Origin of the sequence: Mycobacterium cookii (genome assembly GCF_010727945.1) — a bacterium.
GTDB lineage: Bacteria > Actinomycetota > Actinomycetes > Mycobacteriales > Mycobacteriaceae > Mycobacterium > Mycobacterium cookii.
On sequence record NZ_AP022569.1, the window covers coordinates 2,517,918 to 2,537,410 of the forward strand.

Consider the following 19,493-nt stretch of genomic DNA (forward strand, 5'->3'; position numbering starts at 1 on the left):
TTCTAGGCAGCGGCCGTGAGGTGCTGACGCTGCGGCTCGCTGCGGTAGCGCGACGGCTTGCCGTCGATCTTGCAGATCCGCCAGATCAGCTTGGCCAACGGGTTCATCAAACCTGTGTCGCGGCACAGCATCCGGACATCACCGAACATGTCGCGCAACATCTGGCGCGACTCCGGTGAGGAGAAGAACACCTCCTTGCGAACCTGCCGCGGAATGTCGAACTCGCGCCAGAAAGCCCTGGGCGGCACCACGATCGCCGAACACAGGATCCGCATGGTCAGCGGCACGAACAGCGACAGCCAGAAACGCTTGCGGCGCGGCAACTCCGGCACCCGCTTGCGCAGGTACTCGTGCGCGAACGAGATGTGGCGAGCCTCCTCGGCCACGTGAATGGCCATCACCCGCTCCATGATCGGGTGCAGTTCCTTGCCCTCGCGCAGCACGTTCTTCTGGGTGTGGTCGATCGGCTCTTCGCCGGCCAGGATCCCGAACCAGAACGGGATCGGCAGCGGCCCGGCCACCAGCGGGATGGCCGGCTGGATCCACTTCAGCAGTCGCGGCATGCCGGGCACGTCGGCGCCGATGTGGTTCACCATCTCCTGGAACATCATCGTGTGGTTGCACTCTTCGACGGCCTCGTGCAAGCAGTACCGGTATTCCGGCGAGCCGTTGGGAACCCAGAACGCGTACTCCATCAGTCCGCGGATCAGGATCGATTCGAAGTGCAAACCGACTTTCGCCACGTTGGCCTGCCGCCACATGCCGATCTCGATTTGGCGCTGTTGCGGCTGCGACTGGTACCAGGAGTGCTTACCCAGCGGGTCGGTCTTCGGCAGGATCCAGCGCGGGTCGTTGTCGATGACCTTGAACTCCGGCGAATCCCAGTCGATGTCGGTGTACGGGTTGAAGTTGCGACGCACTGACCCCTCGGACAGCGTGTTCAGCATCTCCACGTACTTCGGGTCGTCCAGGACATCCATGTTGCGACGCCACCGGCGTACGATTTTCGTCCTAGCCCGCTTCTGGGCCGTCCCTGCCTGGACCATTACTTAGCCTCCCCAACGAGGTTTACATTTGGACGTGCTATGTCCAAGACAGTACCGGAGGTATCGGAAACTTACTAGACCCTCCGCCGCGGTGTGGTTCAGGCGCGATCCTCTGTTTTGGTGTGGTCTAGCTCACACGATGGCGGGCACTAGCCTGGTGATCATGGCTGAGGCACTGACGATTCCCGACGGCATCAAACCCAGCGACGGACGCTTCGGGTCCGGCCCGTCCAAGGTTCGGCCTGAGCAGCTCAAGGCCTTGTCGACCACCGCGGCGCGGCTGTTCGGTACCTCGCACCGGCAAGCCCCGGTCAAGGATTTAGTCGGCCGGGTACGCACCGGACTGCGGGAGTTCTTCTCGGTGCCCGACGGCTACGAGGTGGTGCTGGGCAACGGCGGAGCGACGGCGTTCTGGGATGCTGCGGCATTCGGCCTCATCGACAAGCGGTCGTTGCACCTCAGCTACGGCGAGTTCAGCTCGAAGTTCGCTTCGGCGGTGGCCAAGAACCCGTTCGTCGGTGAACCGATCATCATCAAGGCCGAGCCGGGCAGCGCGCCCGACCCGCAGAGCGACCCGTCGGTCGACGTGATCGCCTGGGCGCACAACGAGACCTCGACGGGTGTCGCGGTGCCGGTCACCCGGCCGCACGGCTCCGGTGACGCGCTGGTCGTCATCGACGCCACCTCAGGCGCCGGCGGCCTGCCGGTCGACATCGCCGACACCGACGCCTATTACTTCGCGCCGCAGAAGAACTTCGCCAGCGACGGTGGCCTGTGGCTGGCCATTCTGAGCCCGGCCGCGCTGAGCCGCATCAACGCGATCGCCGAGTCCGGCCGTTGGGTGCCCGACTTCCTGTCGCTGCCGATCGCGGTGGACAACAGCTTGAAGAACCAGACCTATAACACCCCGGCCATCGCGACGCTGGTGCTGCTGGCCGAGCAGCTCGACTGGCTCAACGGCAACGGCGGGCTGGACTGGGCGGTCAAGCGCACCGCCGACTCGTCGCAGAGGTTGTACGGCTGGGCGGCCGACCGGGCGTACACCACGCCGTTCGTCGCCGACCCGAAGCTGCGCTCGCACGTGGTGGGCACCATCGACTTCAACGATGACGTCGACGCCGCAGCGGTCGCCAAGGTGTTGCGCGCCAACGGCATCGTCGACGTCGAGCCGTACCGCAAACTCGGCCGCAACCAGTTGCGGGTCGCGATGTTCCCCGCCGTCGAGCCCGACGATGTCAGCGCGCTGACCGAGTGCGTCGACTGGGTGGTCGAGCACCTCTGACGCGCGCGGGACAAAAACCCCAGCTATTGCCGCGTGTCCGCCCTGTTGGCGGCCGCTGACTGAGTTACAGTGCGCGTGGGCAGGCCTGGCGAGCTGGACTCGGGAGGAGCCTGCGAGGAGACATCATGCGGGAACTCAAGATCGTCGGACTCGATCTCGACGGCAAACACATCATCTGCGAGGGTGACGACCCCGCCGACAAGTTCGAGATCCGCGTCGACGACCGATTGCGTGCCGCATTGCGCGGCGACGGGGCCCGGGTGGCTCAAACTCACATCGACATCGAGGTCACCAACATGCTCAGCCCCAAGGAGATTCAGGCCCGCATCCGGTCGGGTGCGTCGGTTGAACAACTCGCGGAAGCCAACGGGGTGGACATCGCACGGGTGGAACGGTTCGCCCACCCGGTGCTGCTGGAGCGCGCGCGAGCGGCCGAGCTGGCAACCGCCGCGCATCCGGTTCTCGCCGACGGCCCGGCAGTGCTGACGCTGCTGGAGACCGTGACGTCGTCACTGGTGGCGCGGGGCCTGAACCCGGACAACTGCAGCTGGGACGCCTGGCGCAACGAAGACGGGCGCTGGACCGTTCAGCTGGGCTGGAAGGCCGGTCGCTCCGACAACGTCGCGCACTTTCGCTTCTGCCCGGGCGCGCACGGCGGCACGGTCACTGCGGTCGACGACGCAGCCAGTGAGCTGATCGACCCGAACTTCGACCGTCCGCTGCGGCCCGTCGCCGCGGTCGCCCAACTCGACTTCGACGAGCCGGTGCCTGCGCCGCCGGAGCCCGCCGAGACTCCGGAGCCTGAACCCAAGGCCGAGCCGACGGCACGCGCCCGCCGTGGCAAGCCGGCCGTGCCGGCGTGGGAAGACGTGCTGCTGGGCGTTCGCTCCAGCGGGCAGCGCTAACCCAGCAGCGTCATCGCCAGCAGGGCGAGCCACGCGCCCGTCACGCCCACTCCCGCGCCGAGGACCAACCAGCGCAACACCGGTGTGTGCCGCCAGCCCCACAGCGTCGGCGCCAACCCGCCGGCCGCGACGAGATTCAACACGACGGCGAGCAACGGGTGCACCCGTATCAGCCCCAGACTCAGCACCCCAACGGCGACCGCAGTGACTGCGGCGACGAATCCGGCAACGGTCAAACCCGTTGCCCACGGCGTAGATTCGTCGGTCACCGGCCGAGCCTAGCCCGACGACGATGCAGAGCGCGAAGCGCGATGAGGTGGGGGCACCTCCCGCTTGCGGGGGAAAATCGGGCAATCAAGCCCGAGCGCGTTCATAGAACGCCAGCGCCGCAGCGGTGGCGACGTTCAGCGAGTCGGTGCCACGCGACATCGGGATGCGCACCCGTTGATCGCTCGCCTTCAGCGCGGCGTGGCTCAGACCCGGCCCTTCGGCACCGACCAGAATGGCGACCCGCTCACCGTGCGTCGCCGTCATCGCCGCCGGCAGGGTTGTCGCGCCGGGTGCGGGCGTCATCGCCAGCAATCGAAAGCCCATCTGCCGCAACGTATTCAAGTCTGCAGGCCAATCCGCGGCCCGCGCATACGGCACCAACAGGGCGTGGCCCATCGAGACGCGCACCGCGCGCCGGTACAACGGGTCGGCGCAACCGCTGCCGAACACCACGGCGTCCACGTCGAGGCCGGCGGCGTTGCGGAAGATCGAGCCCAGGTTCTCGTGATCGTTGACTCCTTCGAGCACGGCAATGGTCCGGGCGTGTTCGGCCACCTGCTCGATGCTGCGCTCCGGTATCCGCCGCGCCGCGGCGAGCACTCCGCGGTTGAGATGAAAGCCGACGGCGGCCGCCATCACCTCGGCCGACGCCCGATAGTAGGGCGCCGGGTTGCCGGCCAGATCCGCTGCGAGTTCGGTCAATCTGCGGTCGGTGCCGAGGAATGCCAGCGGCGTGAACGGTGAGGCGAGCATCCGCTGCACCACCAACACGCCCTCGGCGATCACCAGGCCTTTGCCGCTGGGCAGGTCGGGCCGTCTGTCGATGCTGTTCAGGTCGCGGAAATTATCGAGCCGCACGTCGTCGGGATCAGTGATATCGCAGACGTGCACGCCGTCAACGCGATCAAAGTGGTTCGCGGTCAAGGGCTTTCGTCAACTAAGGCCAAGATCAGGTCGGCCGCCACGCGCAGCGTATCGCGGTCGGCGGCGCCCAGCGTCTCCAGCCGTTGCGCGAGCCACTCCTGGCTGGCCTGGCGTTCGGCCTCGAGCAACTCGGCGCCGGCCGCGGACACCGAAACCAGCACCTGCCTGCCGTCGTCGGGGTGCGCCACGCGGTCCACGAAACCCAGCTCGGCCAACGAAGCGATCACCCGCGTCATCGACGGCGGGCGGACGCGCTCCCTGATCGCCAGCGCGCCCGGCGTCATCGGGCCACAGTTCGCCAACGTGGCCATGGCGGACAGCTGCGACAACGACACCGGCGACTGTGGGCGGCGAAACCGCAACTGCCGGGAAAGCCGCATGACCGCCAGCGACAGGTCACTGGCCAATCGGCTATCGCCATCGATCACAGCGGAAACGCTACGACAGAACGCCCACCCGCCTGCCATGAATCACGGAGTCGGGACTAACCGCGTTATCTTGAGTGCCCACTCCTCCTCCGGCCGCAAGCGGCCGGCATCGTCGTCGGGCTATCTTGAGTGCCATGTCCGACGAACCCACACCGCCGCGGTTGCCCGCTGTGCTGCTAGACCCGTGGCCGGTCATCGCCGTCGGGGCGCTGGCCTGGCTCATTGCCGCGGTGGCCACGTTCGCCGTACCGGCTCTAGCCGACTGGCGACCGATGACGCTGGCGGGGCTTGGGGTCGGCGTGCTGGGCACCACGATCTTTCTGTGGCAGCGTGATGCTGCCCGCCGGGGCGCGCGTGGCGCCCAAACGGGGCTGACGACTCATCGCAGTCCCGACTGACCAGGAGGTACGCGTCGATGGCAGCGCCGCTGTTGCAAGCTCAAGTGGATATCAATGCACCCGTCTCCAAGGTCTGGGCGCTGATCAGCGACTTCCGTCGGATGCCACAGTGGAGTCCGCAATGTCGACTGATGCGGCCACTGGGTCCAGTCCGGCAGGGCACCCGCACGCTCAACCTGAACCGGCGCAACCGGATGTTCTGGACGACGACGTCGACCGTCGTCGAGATGGTCCCGGAGGAGAAGCTGGCGTTCCGGGTCAACATGAACAACACCATCTGGAGCTACGAGCTGGAGCAAATCCCCGGCGGCACCAGGGTGATCGAGAGCCGGCACGCGGAGAACGGGGTCAAAGCGGTGTCCGACATGGCCGTGAATGCGCTTTTCGGCGGAACGGCCAGCTTCGAGCGCGAGCTCGTCGAGGGCATGAACGCCTCGCTGGCCAGGATCAAGGCCGCCGCCGAAAGCGGCTAGCTCGGCTCGGCGGGTGGTTCGCTGACCTCGAGGACGCCGTCGTCGTACGGGTCGTACATCGGCGAGCCGCTACCAGCTGGAGCGGGGGTGTCGGAGTGCGCTCCGCAGCCGTACTCGAAGTCGACGACATGCCCATCGGCCGACAGCTCGTTGCCGCACACCCCGAACATCGTTCCCAGCGAACCGGCGAGCGGCAGGAAGAATCCGCAGTCACGGCATATCCGTTTGGTGGACTGCGCCATCTGCGCACGCGGCCCGTACTCGCTGTCGTGCCAGCGCTGAGCCGCCTCGGTGCGACCCCACGCACTCATTACCTGACGCCTGCCGAGCCCGATCTCGGCGGCCGTCTCGTCGACTTGCGGGTCGCCGGAGGCCATGAACCCGGGCACCAGCCGCGGGTCATCCGGCGACGGCGACAGCAGATCGCCCGGGCTCAAGTCGCCGGGCCGGACCCGCTGATCCCACGGCACCCATTCCGGCGCCAGCAGCGACGTCGGCCCCGGGACCAGCACCACTTCGCTGACCGTTGCGTGATCGGTGCCGGGGTAGCCGGCCACCACGACCGCCCACTGCCAGCCCTGGTAACCGGGCAGGTTGGCCAGGAAACGATGGGTGGCGCTGGCCGAGTCCTCGTAACCCACGCCGAGGTAGTCGCCTACCGTGTCGTCGCCGCTGAACTCGGCGATGGCCGCCCGGGCCAGTTCGGCCGAACCGGTCAAGACCGTCGCCAACTCGGGCGACCACTCCTCGGTGGTCGCCGGTCCCGCTCCTGCGGGCGATCCGGTCACATCGTCCGTTGTTTCCATTGGCCCCCAATTCTGCCGTACATCCATGTCGCACGGCCACACCGGTCGCCTACGCAACGCCGCGGCCCGCGTGGGTGACAATCGATACATGTCTGGACGGCGCCGCGATCACCCGGATGCGGGCCGACCGCCGGCCCGTGGCCGTACCCCAGCAGGCGAGCACCCGGGCATGGCCAACTATCCGACCGACGACGCGGATTACCGCCGCCGCCCGCCGGATCCGCGCGAGCCTGATGGCGCGGCTCCTCCTCATCGCGCTACGCGCTCTGCATCGTCGCCGCGCGAGCCCATGCCCAGCGCCAATCGATATCTGCCACCGCTGAACCGCGGTACCGAACCCGAGCGCCGCACTGAGCCGCAGCGCTCCACCCAGGGCGGTGAACGCGTGACCGTGACCCGCGCCGCCGCCCAGCGCAGCCGCGAAATGGGTTCGCGAATGTACGACTTGGTCCAGCGCGCCGCCACCGCCGACGGCGCCGACAAGTCCGGCCTGACCGCCCTGACCTGGCCGGTGGTGGCCAACTTCGCCACCGACGCCGCGATGGCCGTCGCATTGGCCAACACGCTGTTCTTCGCCGCCGCCACCGGTGAGAGCAAGGACAAGGTTGCGCTGTACCTGCTGATCACCATCGCGCCGTTCGCGGTGATCGCGCCGCTGATCGGTCCGGCGCTCGACCGGCTGCAGCACGGCCGGCGGGTGGCGCTGGCCGCGTCGTTCGCGCTGCGCACGGTGCTAGCGGTGGTGCTGATCGCCAACTACGACGGCGCGACCGGCGGTTACCCATCCTGGGTGCTGTACCCATGTGCGCTCGCGATGATGGTGTTCTCGAAGTCGTTCAGCGTGCTGCGCAGCGCCGTCACCCCGCGGGTGATGCCGCCGACGATCGATCTGGTTCGGGTGAACTCGCGGTTGACGATGTTCGGTCTGCTGGGCGGCACCATTGTCGGCGGCGGCATCGCCAGCGGAATCGAGTACGCCTGCAACCACCTCTTGCAGTTGCCCGGCGCGCTGTTCGTGGTTGTCGCGGTCACCGTGGCGGGCGCGATGTTGTCCATGCACATTCCGCGCTGGGTCGAAGTGACGGCCGGTGAAGTTCCAGCCACGCTGCGATACCGCCAGGACAACCAGCGCCGCAGTTGGACCGAGGAGGTCCGCCGGGCGAGCGGTGCGCTTCGACAACCGTTGGGCCGCAACATCATCACCTCGTTGTGGGGCAACTGCACGATCAAGGTCATGGTCGGCTTTTTGTTCCTCTATCCGGCGTTCGTCGCGAAAGCTCATCAGGCCAGCGGCTGGGTGCAACTGGGGATGCTGGGTTTGATCGGTGCGGCCGCCGCCATCGGCAACTTCGCCGGCAACTTCGCCAGCGCGCGGCTGCGATTGGGCCGGCCGTCGGTGTTGGCGGTGCGCTGCACTCTGGCGGTCACCGGCATCGCGCTGGCCGCGGCGGTGGCCGGCAACTTGATGATGGCCGCCGTCGCGACACTGGTCACGTCGGGTTCGAGCGCGATCGCCAAGGCGGCGCTGGACGCGTCGCTGCAGGACGACCTGCCCGAGGAGTCGCGCGCGTCGGCGTTCGGACGTTCGGAGTCGACGTTGCAGTTGGCCTGGGTCCTCGGCGGCGCGCTGGGTGTCCTGCTCTACACCGATTTGTGGGTCGGATTCAGCGTCGTCGGCTCGGTGCTGATTCTGGGTCTGGCGCAGACCGTGGTCAGCTTCCACGGCGACTCGCTGATCCCCGGCCTCGGCGGCAACCGGCCGGTGATGGTCGAGCAGGAGGGCGACGGCAGCAACCAGCGGACCGCGGCGGCACGACGAGACTGACGCGAAATCGGAGAGCTAACGCGAACTTTCGTCAGCGATATCGCCTTGAGTCTGCTGCGTGCCTGGCGCGTCCGGGTCATCGTGTTGGTGCTCCAGCTGATCCTGCTCCTCGCGCTGGTACTCGGTGACCTCCCTGGCGTCCTCGGGTATTGGAGCAGGGGTGTCGTCCGGCTGGTTCACGCGAGATCTTCCTCTGAGCAGTTGGTTGTCAGCAGAATGTCCCCCAGCAGGCACTTCGAAACCTCGAGGAGGCCGGGGTCAAGACGTCGCCCGCGCCGCCACCAGTGGTCGGTCGTAGGACGGGTCCGTCGTGTCGCGAGTGCCGAATCTGACCTGGGGCATCATCGCGATCACCTCGTCGGTGATCTGCGACTGCGATTCGGCGTTGAATTCGACCACGCAGACACGATGAGTGATGCCCCATCGACCATCTCGACGCTCGAGTCGGTCGACGTAGCGGCCGCCGGAGATGGTGAGGTGATTGGCGGGTTCGCGGTCGGTGCCCACGAAGAGGTAGTAGGTCTCGGAATGGGCTGTGTCACCGTCGATGTCGACGCTGTGGTTGAGCAAATAATGCTGGTGACGGGTCTGGGTCTGATGATAGGCGAACGCCCAATCGATGAAATCATCCACCAGGCCGACGAATCCGACGTGATCGTCGACCGCCCCGTCGTGGTAGGCCGATCGCAGCAGCTCGCGATCCTGCCTGTCGATACCCCGGGCGTAGCGCTGCAAGCAGTCGTGGATCTCCGCCCGGTCAGTCAAGTTCCTGACTTGCTCTTTCAACTGCTCGTCGTCACCCATCAGTGGTTGCCGCCTTTCCATCCGTCGATACCGATGACTTCGTCAATAGGTCGGCGTTGCGCGGGCTTGACCGCGCAACCCGGTTTCAGCTTCGCCACCGGCAGCAGGCAACCCTGGACGTAGCCTTGCGGGATACCGAGCAGATCGGCGACGGCCCGCTCGCGTTGCAGGTGAAGCGTTGTGATGCAGGTGCCGTACCCGCGGGTGCGCAACGCGAGCTGGAAATTCCACACCGCGGGGAATATCGAGCCGTAAAGCGTTGCCTGATAGAACGATTCGTCGCCGTCGGTGCGCGGGTAGGTGGGCTGGTAGCAAGGAATCACCAGCACCGGAACCTCACCGAGGTGTTCCACCAGCCACTCCGTAGACGACATCAGGCGTGCTTCCGGGGACCCGGCTGGAAGAAATCCCGCGATCAGCTGCCCGCCGACTTTTTCCAGATAGGCCTCGCGGTAAAGGTCGGCGATTCGCGTGCGCAGCGACGGCTCTGCGATGACCAGCCACCGCCACGATTGCTGGTTTGATCCGTTGGGCGCTTGCAGTCCGACGCGCAGGCACTCGCTGATTGCGTCGAGATCCACCGGCGCCTCGAGGTCGAGCGATCTGCGGGCAGACCTTGTTGTGGTGAGCAAAGTGTCGACGTCCACGGCGAGCCCTTTCTCCGTTGACCAAATATTAGGTTAGAACGCGATCCCGTAGATTCGCGGTGGACCGAACTCGACGGATCAGGCACTGTCGGAGTCATGGCGTCCTACGTTGCCGGTGCGGGCGAGTTCACCCGCGATACCGCTTACATCACCACCCGCATCACCGCAGACGGCCGTGACGGCTATTCGGTCGAGCCGGGCAGATATCGGCTGATCGTCGCCCGCGCCTGTCCGTGGGCCAATCGAGCGATCATCGTCCGACGACTGCTGGGCCTGGAAAGTGTTATCTCCATTGGCTTTTGCGGCCCGACTCACGACAAGCGCAGTTGGACATTCGACCTCGACCCCGGTGGCGTCGATCCGGTCCTCAAGATTCCCCGGCTGCAGGACGCGTATTTCAAACGCGTTCCCGACTACCCCAAGGGCATCACTGTGCCGGCAATCGTCGACGTGCCGACGGGTGCGGTGGTCACCAACGACTTCAGCCAGATGACGCTGGACCTGTCGACGCAATGGACCGCCTACCATCGTCGCGGAGCTCCCCAGCTGTACCCCGAACCGCTGCGCGATGAGATCGACGAGGTCAACAAGCGGATCTACACCGAGATCAACAACGGCGTATACCGGTGTGGCTTCGCTGGTTCACAGCAGGCCTACGACGCAGCGTTCGACCGGTTGTTCACAGCGCTTGACTGGGTCAGCAGCCGGCTGGAGACGCAGCGTTATCTCGTCGGCGAGACGATCACCGAAGCCGACGTCCGGTTGTTCACCACACTGGCCCGCTTCGATCCCGTCTACCACGGCCACTTCAAATGCAATCGGTCCAAGCTCAGCGAGATGCCGGTGTTGTGGGCGTATGCACGCGACCTGTTTCAGACACCTGGGTTCGGCGACACCACCGACTTCGTCCAGATCAAACAGCACTACTACCTGGTGCATACCGACATCAACCCCACCGGGATCGTGCCCAAGGGGCCTGATCTCAGCACCTGGCTGACCTCGCACGGCCGGGACGCTCTCGGGGGCAAGCCTTTTGGCGAAGGAACACCACCTGGTCCGGTGGCCGACGGCGAGCGAGTGCCGACAGGCCACGGCGCATAGCGCCTGTCAGGTTTTAGCCACGGTCAGGAAGCGCCGCGACAGATCGGTCTCGGTCGACTCACCGGGCTCCCAGTGCGCGATCCACGGCCCGGTGCCCTCGGACTGGTCGACGATCCCCTCTTCCAGCCAGGTGTAGCGACCCTTCAGCACGTTGCGGGCCAACTCCGCGTCGGTGCCGTCGGTGTTGGTCCACAGGGCTTCGAAAAGCGCCTCGACCCGCAGCGTCGCCTGCTGACAGAACGCTTCGGCCAACTCGTAGGACTGCTCACCGCGTCGCACGTCGGCGACTCGCTGCGATTCGGCCCGCACACACGTCGCCGCCATGGCGAACAACTCGGCACCGATGTCGACGACACGGCCGAGGAATCCCTGCTTCTGCTCCATGGCTGCTTGCCAGCGCGCCATCCCGTAGAAGGTGTTGCGGGCGAGCTTGCGCGCGGACCGCTCGACGAATCGCAGGTGTGTGGCCAAGTTGCCGAACTCGCGATACGCGGTCGGCCGCTGGCCTTCGCCGAACACCAACTGCGGCAACCACTTTGCGTAAAAACCGCTCGCACCGACCGCCGCCTTCGCCTTCTGCCGGAGGTCGGCTTTCGCGTTCGCCAGATCACCAGCGGCGCTGAGGTGGGCGTCGACGGCCTCACGGGCGATCAGCAGTCGCATGATCTCGCTGGACCCTTCGAAGATCCGGTTGATCCTCAGGTCGCGGACCACCTGCTCGACCGGCACCGCCCGCTCGCCACGCGCGGCCAGCGACTCCGCGGTTTCATAGCCACGCCCACCGCGGATCTGCAGCAACTCGTCGCCGATCCTGCAGGACATCTCGCTGGACCACAGCTTGGCCAGCGCCGCCTCGATCCGGATGTCGTTGCGGCCCTCGTCGGCCATCTGACCGGACAACTCCAGCACCGATTCCAGCGCGTAACTCGTTGCGGCCATGAACGAGATCTTTTCGACGACGGCGCCGTGTTCGCCGACCGGCTTGCCCCACTGCACCCGCTCGCCGGCCCACTCCCGGGCGATCTTCAGCGACCACTTGGCCGATCCCGCACAGATCGCGGGTATCGAGAGCCGCCCGGCGTTCAGCGTCGTCAATGCGATCTTCAGGCCGTCGCCCTCTCTCCCGATGAGGTTCTCGGCGGGCACCCGAACGCGATGCATCCTGGTCAGACCGTTCTCGATGCCGCGCAATCCCATGAACTTGTTGCGCCGCTCCACGGTGATTCCCGGTGAGTCGGCCTCGACGACGAACGCGCTGATGCCGCCGCGGTGCCCCTCGCTCTTCGGTACGGTCGCCATGACCACCAGCAGTTCGGCGACCACCCCGTTGGTCGTCCACAGCTTCACACCGTCAAGCTCGTAGGCGGCTCCGCCGTCGATGGGAGTCGCCGTCGAGGCCAGCCGCGCAGGATCGGAGCCCACATCCGGCTCGGTGAGCAGGAACGCCGATATAGCCCCAGCGGCACAGCGCGGCAAGAACTTTCGCTTCTGCTCGTCGCTGCCGGCAAGCTTGAGCGGCTCCGGCACACCGATCGACTGATGCGCGGACAGTAACGCCCCGAGGCTGGCATGCACGGTCGACACCAGCATCAACGCCCGGTTGTAGGCGACTTGCGACAGGCCCAGCCCGCCGTACTCCGACGGGATCTTCATGCCGAAGCAACCCAATTCGGCGAGGCCCTTCACATATTCGCCGGGAATCTGCGCATCGCGCTCGATGACACTGCCGTCGACGGTGTCGAGGAACTTACGCAGCTTCCCCAGAAATGCGTCGGTCCGGGCCGCCTCGTCCGCCGAGGGCTCGGGGAACGGATGGATGAGGTCGAGCGGAAAACGACCGAGAAATAGTTCCTTCGCCAGCGACGGCTTGTCCCAACCGCTTTCCCGGGACTCCTCGGCTACCGCTCGTGCTTGTTCCTCGCTGACGTGCGCTTGCTGTGCCATCGGACTTCCCTCACTCGAATCGGCTCCTGCGGCAATTCGACTGTGAGGGTTCCCCGCGGGGTCGCGGGGTACACCCGATCAGGCGTCCAGTTCGCGGGCGACGGCCTTGACGACCTCGGAGACCTTGCGGGCGATCTTGCGGTCGGGATAGCGGCCCTTGCGCAGCTCGGGCTGCACCGTTCCCTCCAGCAGCGTGATCATGTCCTCGACCATGCCGTGCAGCTCATCAGGGCTGTGCTTGTGTTCGGCGGGCCCTTCGCGGCGCGGACGGCCGGCCAGCGTCGGTGGCGGGTCGATCAGTTTCAGGCTCAGGGCCTGGGGGCCGCGGCGGCCGGAAGCGAGGCCGAATTCGACGCGCTGACCGGCCTTGAGTCCTTCGACTCCCGCGGGCAACGCCGAGGAACGGACATAGACGTCCTCGCCGTCCTCCTGAGATAAGAACCCGAATCCCTTCTCAGCGTCGTACCACTTCACCTTGCCAGTCGGCACCGGTCTCACCTGCTTGTCTGACGGATAACTCGATGGGCTACACAACAAAACGCCCCGCCTGCGCAGGACGCGATGCCGTCCGATCCTACTCGGGCCGGTGCCGGCTGAGCACCGGAGTTTCTCGGTAGCCGGATGCATGCGTCGGAGTACTCAATGCGGCTGATCCTGAACGTCATCTGGCTGGTTTTCGGCGGCCTGTGGCTGGCACTCGGCTATGTGCTGGCCGCGGTGATCTGCTTCCTGCTGATCGTGACCATTCCGTTCGGTTTCGCGTCGCTGCGCATCGCGTCCTACGCGTTGTGGCCGTTCGGGCGCACGATCGTCGACCGGCCCGGCGCCGGGTCCGGCGCCCTGATCGGCAACGTCATCTGGCTGCTGCTGTGCGGGATCTGGCTGGCGATCGGACACCTGGTCAGCGCCGTTGCGATGGCCGCCACGATCGTCGGGATTCCGTTGGCGCTGGCCAATCTGAAATTGATCCCGGTATCGCTGGTGCCGCTGGGGAAAGAGATCGTGCCGGTGCATCGCCCGGCTCCGTGGGCGCCTCCGAGCGCGACGCGAAACTGACCGTCACGTGACCGGGGGTTATGTGTGTTGAGTCATGTGAGATCAGTCACATAACGGAATGATCACGGCGCGGCAACGGCTCGATTGCGGTGCCCTCGACCAGCGCAAACGAACGACGCTCCTGGCGTTTTCCGACTGCGCCGGAGGCGAAACGCTGGATTTCGCAGAAAATGACTCGGCCGCAAACAGAAGCTAGCGTCGTCGACGGACTCGCCCGAGACACCCAGAGCGGCTGGTCTTCTCGCCTATAGCGCCGAGCTCCATCCAATAGGCGAGCACAACGAAACCCGTGGATGGAGGCGGGGGACCCAACGGTCCGCCGTATTTAGGACCAGGAACCGCCCGCGGTTCCTTGGGGTGAAGCCGACGCGTTTCCCATGGATTCGACGAAGGCCGGGCGACCTCTTCCGCCCGAACCCGACAGCTGACCTCGCAGGCGCATTACGAGAGGAATCACTGGGGTATGAGCGGACGTCACCGTAAACCCACCACGTCAACCGTCGGCGTTGCCAAACTGGCCTTTACCGGCGCGGTGATCGGCGGTGGCGGTATCGCCCTCGCCGGCAATGCAGCAGCGGCGCCCGACAGCGAATGGGACCGTGTTGCCGCGTGCGAGTCGGGCGGCAACTGGGCCATCAACACCGGAAACGGCTACCACGGCGGACTGCAGTTCTCGCAGGGCACGTGGGCCTCGCACGGTGGTGGCGAGTACGCCACGTCGGCGAACCAGGCCACCCGGGACCAGCAGATCGCGGTCGCCGAGCGGGTGCTCGCGACCCAGGGCCGCGGTGCCTGGCCGGTGTGCGGTCGCGGACTGTCCGGCGCTACCCCGCGCAACGTCGTCGCCGACGCACCCGCACCGGACGCGCCGCCGCCGGTCGTGCCTGTCGCATTCGACGCCCCGGCACCGCCTCCGCCGGCCGATCCCCCGCCCCCGCCGCCTGCGCCGGAGCCTGCTCCCCCGCCGCCGGCCGAGCCGGCCGCGGTCGACGCTCCGCCCCCTCCGCCCGAGCCCGCTCCGCCGGCCCCGCCGGTGCAGGAAGTCGCCGCTGAGGCGCCCGCGCCAGACGCTCCGCCGCCTGCCGAGGACCCCGCGCCGCCCGCCCCGGCCCCGCAGGCCGAGACCGTCGACATGACCTCACCGACCGACGCATCGCAGGAAGTTCACCAGGCCAGCACCGTGTCGCAGTGGACCGTCGCGCCACAGAGTATGGACCCGAGCTACCTCACGGACGTGCTGAAAGCCATTCAGTCGCAGAGTGTGAACGGAAACCCCGCGCTGTCGTCGCTCGCCTAGATACGGCGAGCGCCGCACTCAGCGGCTGACGTCCGTGACGGGGTGAACGTAGGGCAGATCGTCGGCGGGCAGCGGGAAGACCAGGTCGCCGAAGGGCGACAGCGCGCCAGTTCGGTCGGACGCCAGTTCGCTCACCGCATGGTCGTCCGGGTCGGTCGTCGGCCAACCCTTGTCGACGTACCGGGTCCTCTGCGCCTTCTTGCCGTTGTCAGCCACGGCTACATTCTGACAGGTCTGCGACCATCTTGAGTGCTCGGCTCTCCGATTCCCGTCGTCACCCGGCACCGGAATGCGGACTCGCTCGGCTGCTTTACGCTGGTCAGCAATGACCGAACACACCCAGGGCGTCCCGCTGGGGTCCTGGCTGGCCGAGTTGCCCGACGAGCGGCTCATTCGTCTGCTGGAGCTGCGACCCGACCTGGCCCAGCCGCCGCCCGGCAGCATCGCCGCGCTCGCCGCCCGCGCTCAGGCTCGCCAGTCGCTGAAAGCGGCCACCGACGAGCTGGATTTCCTGCGGCTGGCGGTCATCGACGCGCTGGTGGTGCTGCACGCGGACACGACGCCGGTCCCCGTCGCCAAGCTGCTCACGCTGATCGGCGACCGGGCGCCCGAAGCCGAGGTGCTCAATGCACTGGCCGACCTCAAGGACCGCGCCCTCGCCTGGGGCGACGGCGAGCTGCGGGTGGCGCAGGATGCCGGCGCCGGACTGCCCTGGCATCCCGGCCAGGTGACCCTGGAAGACGCCTCGGTGAACCCCGATCAGATCGCCGAGCTGATCGACGGCCTCGACGATCCGCAGCGGGAGCTGCTGGACCGGCTGCTGGAAGGTTCCCCGCTGGGCCGCACCCGAGACGCCGCGCCCGGCGCGCCCGCGGATCGCCCGGTGCCGCAACTACTCGCCCTCGGGCTGCTGCGCCGTATCGACGCCGACACGGTGATCCTGCCGCGTCATGTCGGCCAGGTGCTGCGCGGCGAGGAGCCCGGGCCGGTGCGGCTGGCAGCACCCGACCCGGTGGTGTCCACAACGACGTCGGCCGACATCGACGCCGTCGCGGCAGGCGCCGTCATCGACCTGTTGCGCGAAGTGGATCTCCTCGTCGAATCCCTCAGCGCGGCACCGATTTCCGAGCTGCGCAGTGGCGGCCTGGGCGTGCGGGAGGTCAGGCGTCTGGCCAAAGTGACCGGCATCGACGAGGCCCGGCTGGGTCTGCTCTTGGAGTTGACCGCCGCCGCGGGGCTGATCGCCAGCGGCGTCCCCGAGCCGCAGCCGGTCAGCGGCGATCCGCCCTTTTGGGCGCCGACGGTGACCGCCGACCGATTCGCCGAGGCGCCCATCGCCGAGCGCTGGCATCTGCTGGCCACCACATGGCTTGACCTGGCCGCGCGGCCGGCGTTGATCGGTAGCCGCGGACCCGACGCCAAACCTTATGCCGCCCTGTCGGATTCGTTGTATTCGACAGCCGCCCCGCTGGACCGCCGGCTGCTGCTTGAGATGCTGGCCCAACTGCCCGCCGGTGCCGGCGTGGACAAAGACACCGCTTCGACGGCGTTGATCTGGCGCAGGCCGCGATGGTCCAAGCGACTCCAGCCCGGCCCGGTCGCCGACCTGTTGGACGAGGCACACCAGCTGGGCCTCGTTGGCCGGGGCGCGATCAGCACACCCGGGCGCGCATTCATCGGCGGTGACGAGGCCGACGCCGTCAGCGCGATGGCGCGCGCCCTGCCGACGCCGATCGATCACTTCCTGGTACAGGCCGACCTGACCGTCGTGGTGCCCGGTCCGTTGGAACGCGATCTGGCCGAGCAACTGGCGACGGTGGCCACTGTCGAATCGGCCGGTACGGCGATGGTGTATCGCGTCAGCGAACAGTCCATCCGGCATGCCCTGGATGTCGGCAAAACCGCCGACGAGCTGCATACGCTGTTCAGCAGGCATTCGAAAACACCTGTCCCGCAAGGTTTGACATATCTGATCGACGACGTCGCCCGCCGGCACGGGCAACTGCGGATCGGCATGGCGGCGTCGTTCGTACGATGCGAGGACCCGACGTTGCTGGCCCAGGCAGCGGCCGCCGCCGAGCCTCTCGGGCTGCGGGTGCTGGCCCCGACCGTCGCGATATCGCAGGCGCCGATCAGCGAAGTGCTTACGGCCTTGCAGGACGCCGGTTTCGCCCCGGCGGCCGAAGACTCCACCGGAGCCGTCGTCGACATCCGGGCCCGCGGGGCGCGGGTCGCCGCGCCGCAGCGCCGTCGGCCGCACCGGCCGGTGTCCCACCCGAGCAGCGAGACGCTGAGCGCGGTTGTCTCGGTGCTGCGCAAGGTGACGACCGCGCCGTTCGCCCATATGCGGATCGATCCGGCGGTGGCGATGTCGTTGCTGCAGCGCGCCGCCCGGGAACAAGAGACGGTGCTCATCGGTTATGTCGATGCGGCCGGGGTCGCCACCCAACGGGTCGTCGCGCCGATCGCGGTGACCGGGGGCCAGCTGATGGCGTTCGACTCGGCTTCCAGCCGGGCCCGCGAGTTCGCGATTCACCGCATCACGTCGGTCATGTCGGCGGAGAACGGATAATAGAGATCTATGCGTGCCGTCGACGATGCAGAACGAAGTGATGAGGAGGAGCGGCACTGAATGACTGACGGACCTTTGATCGTGCAGTCCGACAAGACGGTGCTGCTCGAAGTCGACCATGAGCTGGCCGGCGCTGCGCGTGCCGCGATTGCGCCGTTCGCCGAGTTGGAACGTGCGCCGGAGCATGTGCACACCTATCGCATCACGCCGCTGGCGCTGTGGAATGCGCGCGCCGCGGGCCACGACGCCGAGCAGGTGGTCGACGCGCTGGTCAGTTTCTCGCGCTACGCGGTGCCGCAGCCGCTGCTGGTCGACATCGTCGACACGATGGCCCGCTACGGCCGGCTGCAGCTGGTGAAGAGCCCCGTGCACGGCCTGACGCTGGTCAGCCTGGACCGGGCGGTACTCGAAGAAGTGTTGCGCCACAAGAAGATTGCGCCGATGCTGGGGACCCGCATCGATGACGACACCGTTGTCGTGCATCCCAGTGAGCGTGGTCGAGTCAAGCAGATGCTGCTCAAGATCGGTTGGCCCGCAGAAGATCTCGCTGGCTATGTCGACGGCGAGGCGCATCCGATCAGCCTGCAGCAGGATGACTGGCAGCTGCGCGACTACCAGGAGATGGCGGCCGACTCGTTCTGGGCGGGCGGCTCGGGCGTGGTGGTCCTGCCTTGTGGGGCGGGCAAGACGCTCGTCGGTGCCGCCGCGATGGCGAAAGCCAGTGCCACGACGCTCATCCTGGTCACCAACACCGTTGCGGGCCGGCAGTGGAAGCGCGAGCTGATCGCCCGGACGTCGTTGACCGAAGAGGAGATCGGCGAATACTCCGGCGAGCGTAAAGAGATCCGGCCGGTCACCATCGCGACGTATCAGGTGATCACCCGTCGCACCAAAGGCGAATACCGGCACCTGGAGTTGTTCGACAGCCGCGATTGGGGCCTGATCATTTACGACGAGGTGCATCTGCTGCCCGCGCCGGTGTTCCGGATGACCGCCGACCTTCAGTCGCGGCGACGGCTGGGGTTGACGGCGACGCTGATCCGCGAAGACGGCCGCGAGGGCGACGTGTTTTCGCTGATCGGCCCGAAACGCTACGACGCACCGTGGAAAGACATCGAGGCTCAGGGCTGGATCGCGCCGGCCGAATGCATCGAGGTGCGGGTCACGATGACGGACAACGAGCGGATGATCTATGCCACCGCCGAACCAGAGGAGCGCTACAAGCTTTGCTCGACGGCGCATTCGAAAATCGCTGTGGTCCAGTCGATTCTGAGTAAGCATCCCGACGAGCCGACGTTGGTGATCGGCGCCTACCTGGATCAGCTCGACGAACTCGGCGCGGTGCTGGACGCCCCGGTGATCCAGGGCTCGACCAAGACCGCAGAGCGCGAGGCGCTGTTCGACTCTTTCCGCCGCGGCGAGGTCAGCACGCTGGTGGTGTCCAAGGTCGCGAACTTCTCCATCGATCTGCCGGAAGCCTCTGTCGCGGTGCAGGTTTCGGGGACATTCGGCTCACGCCAAGAAGAGGCGCAGCGTCTGGGCCGGCTGTTGCGGCCGAAGGCGGACGGCGGCGGCGCGGTGTTCTATTCGGTGGTGGCCCGCGACAGCCTGGACGCCGAATACGCCGCGCACCGGCAGCGTTTTCTCGCCGAGCAGGGCTATGGCTATGTCATTCGTGACGCCGACGACCTGCTGGGGCCGGCCCTGTAGACAGT

Annotated in this window: 21 protein-coding genes and 1 riboswitch; of the genes, 10 read left to right on the forward strand and 11 right to left on the reverse strand. The window is 66.9% G+C overall.

Annotated elements, in window-relative coordinates:
• Window positions 1-2 precede the first annotated feature (2 nt).
• The gene (locus G6N27_RS11755) at window positions 3-1,046 is read right to left on the reverse strand and encodes an AurF N-oxygenase family protein (protein WP_163776488.1); all 1,044 of its coding nucleotides are present in this window, start codon (window positions 1,044-1,046) and stop codon (window positions 3-5) included.
• 163 nt (window positions 1,047-1,209) lie between these two features.
• Here G6N27_RS11755 and serC point away from each other — a divergent pair, with 163 nt between their 5' ends.
• Both serC and sepH read left to right on the forward strand, forming a co-directional pair.
• Window positions 1,210-2,328, forward strand: coding sequence for a phosphoserine transaminase (gene serC, locus G6N27_RS11760; protein WP_163776489.1), 1,119 nt, complete (start codon window positions 1,210-1,212; stop codon window positions 2,326-2,328).
• 125 nt (window positions 2,329-2,453) lie between these two features.
• Window positions 2,454-3,233 carry a septation protein SepH gene (gene sepH / locus G6N27_RS11765; protein ID WP_163776490.1) on the forward strand — a complete coding sequence of 260 codons (780 nt, stop codon included), beginning with the start codon at window positions 2,454-2,456 and terminating at the stop codon, window positions 3,231-3,233.
• On the opposite strand, the gene G6N27_RS11770 is transcribed toward sepH, so the two are convergent.
• From G6N27_RS11770 to G6N27_RS11780, 3 genes are all read right to left on the reverse strand, one after another.
• Window positions 3,230-3,502 (reverse strand): DUF2537 domain-containing protein, encoded by a 273-nt coding sequence (locus G6N27_RS11770; protein ID WP_163776491.1) that lies wholly within the window; start codon window positions 3,500-3,502, stop codon window positions 3,230-3,232. The genes sepH and G6N27_RS11770 overlap by 4 nt on opposite strands.
• A gap of 85 nt (window positions 3,503-3,587) precedes the next feature.
• Complete coding sequence (locus G6N27_RS11775) at window positions 3,588-4,427, reverse strand: TrmH family RNA methyltransferase (protein ID WP_163776492.1); 840 nt, start codon at window positions 4,425-4,427, stop codon at window positions 3,588-3,590.
• On the reverse strand, window positions 4,424-4,855 hold the full coding sequence (locus tag G6N27_RS11780) for an Rv0880 family HTH-type transcriptional regulator (RefSeq protein WP_163776493.1): 432 nt from the start codon (window positions 4,853-4,855) through the stop codon (window positions 4,424-4,426). The genes G6N27_RS11775 and G6N27_RS11780 overlap by 4 nt, the downstream gene beginning before the upstream one ends.
• Before the next feature lie 134 nt (window positions 4,856-4,989).
• Between G6N27_RS11780 and G6N27_RS11785 the strand changes: the two genes are divergently transcribed.
• On the forward strand, window positions 4,990-5,253 hold the full coding sequence (locus tag G6N27_RS11785) for a DUF2530 domain-containing protein (protein WP_163776494.1): 264 nt from the start codon (window positions 4,990-4,992) through the stop codon (window positions 5,251-5,253).
• Window positions 5,254-5,270: 17 nt separating this feature from the next.
• Window positions 5,271-5,726: an SRPBCC family protein gene (locus tag G6N27_RS11790; protein WP_163776495.1), complete on the forward strand. Its 456-nt coding sequence runs from the start codon at window positions 5,271-5,273 to the stop codon at window positions 5,724-5,726.
• Here the strand turns inward: G6N27_RS11790 and G6N27_RS11795 are convergent.
• On the reverse strand, window positions 5,723-6,532 hold the full coding sequence (locus tag G6N27_RS11795; protein ID WP_163776496.1) for a DUF3027 domain-containing protein: 810 nt from the start codon (window positions 6,530-6,532) through the stop codon (window positions 5,723-5,725). The genes G6N27_RS11790 and G6N27_RS11795 overlap by 4 nt on opposite strands.
• A 169-nt stretch (window positions 6,533-6,701) precedes the next feature.
• On the opposite strand from G6N27_RS11795, the gene G6N27_RS11800 reads away from it, so the two are divergent.
• Window positions 6,702-8,357, forward strand: a complete 1,656-nt coding sequence (locus tag G6N27_RS11800; RefSeq protein WP_232065069.1) for an MFS transporter — start codon at window positions 6,702-6,704, stop codon at window positions 8,355-8,357.
• A 15-nt stretch (window positions 8,358-8,372) separates the two neighbouring features.
• On the opposite strand, the gene G6N27_RS25065 is transcribed toward G6N27_RS11800, so the two are convergent.
• From G6N27_RS25065 to G6N27_RS11810, 3 genes are all read right to left on the reverse strand, one after another.
• Window positions 8,373-8,537: a hypothetical protein gene (locus tag G6N27_RS25065; protein ID WP_170308167.1), complete on the reverse strand. Its 165-nt coding sequence runs from the start codon at window positions 8,535-8,537 to the stop codon at window positions 8,373-8,375.
• Window positions 8,538-8,615: 78 nt separating this feature from the next.
• Entirely contained in the window at window positions 8,616-9,161 is a 546-nt protein-coding gene (locus G6N27_RS11805) for a nuclear transport factor 2 family protein (RefSeq protein WP_163776498.1), read from the reverse strand.
• The gene (locus tag G6N27_RS11810) at window positions 9,161-9,808 is read right to left on the reverse strand and encodes a nitroreductase family protein (RefSeq protein ID WP_163776499.1); all 648 of its coding nucleotides are present in this window, start codon (window positions 9,806-9,808) and stop codon (window positions 9,161-9,163) included. Before G6N27_RS11810 ends, G6N27_RS11805 begins: the two co-directional genes overlap by 1 nt.
• A gap of 96 nt (window positions 9,809-9,904) precedes the next feature.
• Here G6N27_RS11810 and G6N27_RS11815 point away from each other — a divergent pair, with 96 nt between their 5' ends.
• The gene (locus G6N27_RS11815) at window positions 9,905-10,909 is read left to right on the forward strand and encodes a glutathione S-transferase family protein (protein ID WP_163776500.1); all 1,005 of its coding nucleotides are present in this window, start codon (window positions 9,905-9,907) and stop codon (window positions 10,907-10,909) included.
• Between the two features lie 6 nt (window positions 10,910-10,915).
• Here G6N27_RS11815 and G6N27_RS11820 read toward each other — a convergent pair whose 3' ends face one another.
• Window positions 10,916-12,853, reverse strand: coding sequence for an acyl-CoA dehydrogenase family protein (locus tag G6N27_RS11820; RefSeq protein WP_163776501.1), 1,938 nt, complete (start codon window positions 12,851-12,853; stop codon window positions 10,916-10,918).
• Window positions 12,854-12,931: 78 nt separating this feature from the next.
• Window positions 12,932-13,342, reverse strand: a complete 411-nt coding sequence (locus G6N27_RS11825) for a cold-shock protein (protein ID WP_163776502.1) — start codon at window positions 13,340-13,342, stop codon at window positions 12,932-12,934.
• A gap of 153 nt (window positions 13,343-13,495) precedes the next feature.
• On the opposite strand from G6N27_RS11825, the gene G6N27_RS11830 reads away from it, so the two are divergent.
• Together G6N27_RS11830 and G6N27_RS11835 are read left to right on the forward strand one after the other, a co-directional pair.
• Window positions 13,496-13,909 (forward strand): YccF domain-containing protein, encoded by a 414-nt coding sequence (locus G6N27_RS11830; protein ID WP_163776503.1) that lies wholly within the window; start codon window positions 13,496-13,498, stop codon window positions 13,907-13,909.
• Between the two features lie 259 nt (window positions 13,910-14,168).
• Window positions 14,169-14,364: riboswitch (cyclic di-AMP (ydaO/yuaA leader) on the forward strand.
• Between the two features lie 8 nt (window positions 14,365-14,372).
• Window positions 14,373-15,206, forward strand: a complete 834-nt coding sequence (locus G6N27_RS11835; protein ID WP_163776504.1) for a transglycosylase family protein — start codon at window positions 14,373-14,375, stop codon at window positions 15,204-15,206.
• A gap of 18 nt (window positions 15,207-15,224) precedes the next feature.
• Here the strand turns inward: G6N27_RS11835 and G6N27_RS11840 are convergent, their stop codons facing one another.
• Complete coding sequence (locus tag G6N27_RS11840; protein ID WP_163776505.1) at window positions 15,225-15,422, reverse strand: hypothetical protein; 198 nt, start codon at window positions 15,420-15,422, stop codon at window positions 15,225-15,227.
• A gap of 109 nt (window positions 15,423-15,531) precedes the next feature.
• Here G6N27_RS11840 and G6N27_RS11845 point away from each other — a divergent pair, with 109 nt between their 5' ends.
• Window positions 15,532-17,778, forward strand: coding sequence for a helicase-associated domain-containing protein (locus G6N27_RS11845; protein WP_163776506.1), 2,247 nt, complete (start codon window positions 15,532-15,534; stop codon window positions 17,776-17,778).
• A gap of 60 nt (window positions 17,779-17,838) precedes the next feature.
• On the forward strand, window positions 17,839-19,488 hold the full coding sequence (locus tag G6N27_RS11850) for a DNA repair helicase XPB (protein WP_163776507.1): 1,650 nt from the start codon (window positions 17,839-17,841) through the stop codon (window positions 19,486-19,488).
• Window positions 19,489-19,493 lie beyond the last annotated feature (5 nt).

Coding starts and splice junctions, on each gene's coding strand:
- G6N27_RS11835 (WP_163776504.1), top strand. CDS start 14,373: ATGAGCGGACGTCACCGTAAACCCACCACGTCAACCGTCGGCGTTGCC.
- serC (WP_163776489.1), top strand. CDS start 1,210: ATGGCTGAGGCACTGACGATTCCCGACGGCATCAAACCCAGCGACGGA.
- G6N27_RS11790 (WP_163776495.1), top strand. CDS start 5,271: ATGGCAGCGCCGCTGTTGCAAGCTCAAGTGGATATCAATGCACCCGTC.
- G6N27_RS11795 (WP_163776496.1), bottom strand. CDS start 6,532: ATGGAAACAACGGACGATGTGACCGGATCGCCCGCAGGAGCGGGACCG.
- G6N27_RS11850 (WP_163776507.1), top strand. CDS start 17,839: ATGACTGACGGACCTTTGATCGTGCAGTCCGACAAGACGGTGCTGCTC.
- G6N27_RS11815 (WP_163776500.1), top strand. CDS start 9,905: ATGGCGTCCTACGTTGCCGGTGCGGGCGAGTTCACCCGCGATACCGCT.
- G6N27_RS11830 (WP_163776503.1), top strand. CDS start 13,496: ATGCGGCTGATCCTGAACGTCATCTGGCTGGTTTTCGGCGGCCTGTGG.
- G6N27_RS11805 (WP_163776498.1), bottom strand. CDS start 9,161: ATGGGTGACGACGAGCAGTTGAAAGAGCAAGTCAGGAACTTGACTGAC.
- G6N27_RS11800 (WP_232065069.1), top strand. CDS start 6,702: ATGGCCAACTATCCGACCGACGACGCGGATTACCGCCGCCGCCCGCCG.
- G6N27_RS11755 (WP_163776488.1), bottom strand. CDS start 1,046: ATGGTCCAGGCAGGGACGGCCCAGAAGCGGGCTAGGACGAAAATCGTA.
- G6N27_RS11785 (WP_163776494.1), top strand. CDS start 4,990: ATGTCCGACGAACCCACACCGCCGCGGTTGCCCGCTGTGCTGCTAGAC.
- sepH (WP_163776490.1), top strand. CDS start 2,454: ATGCGGGAACTCAAGATCGTCGGACTCGATCTCGACGGCAAACACATC.
- G6N27_RS11820 (WP_163776501.1), bottom strand. CDS start 12,853: ATGGCACAGCAAGCGCACGTCAGCGAGGAACAAGCACGAGCGGTAGCC.
- G6N27_RS11845 (WP_163776506.1), top strand. CDS start 15,532: ATGACCGAACACACCCAGGGCGTCCCGCTGGGGTCCTGGCTGGCCGAG.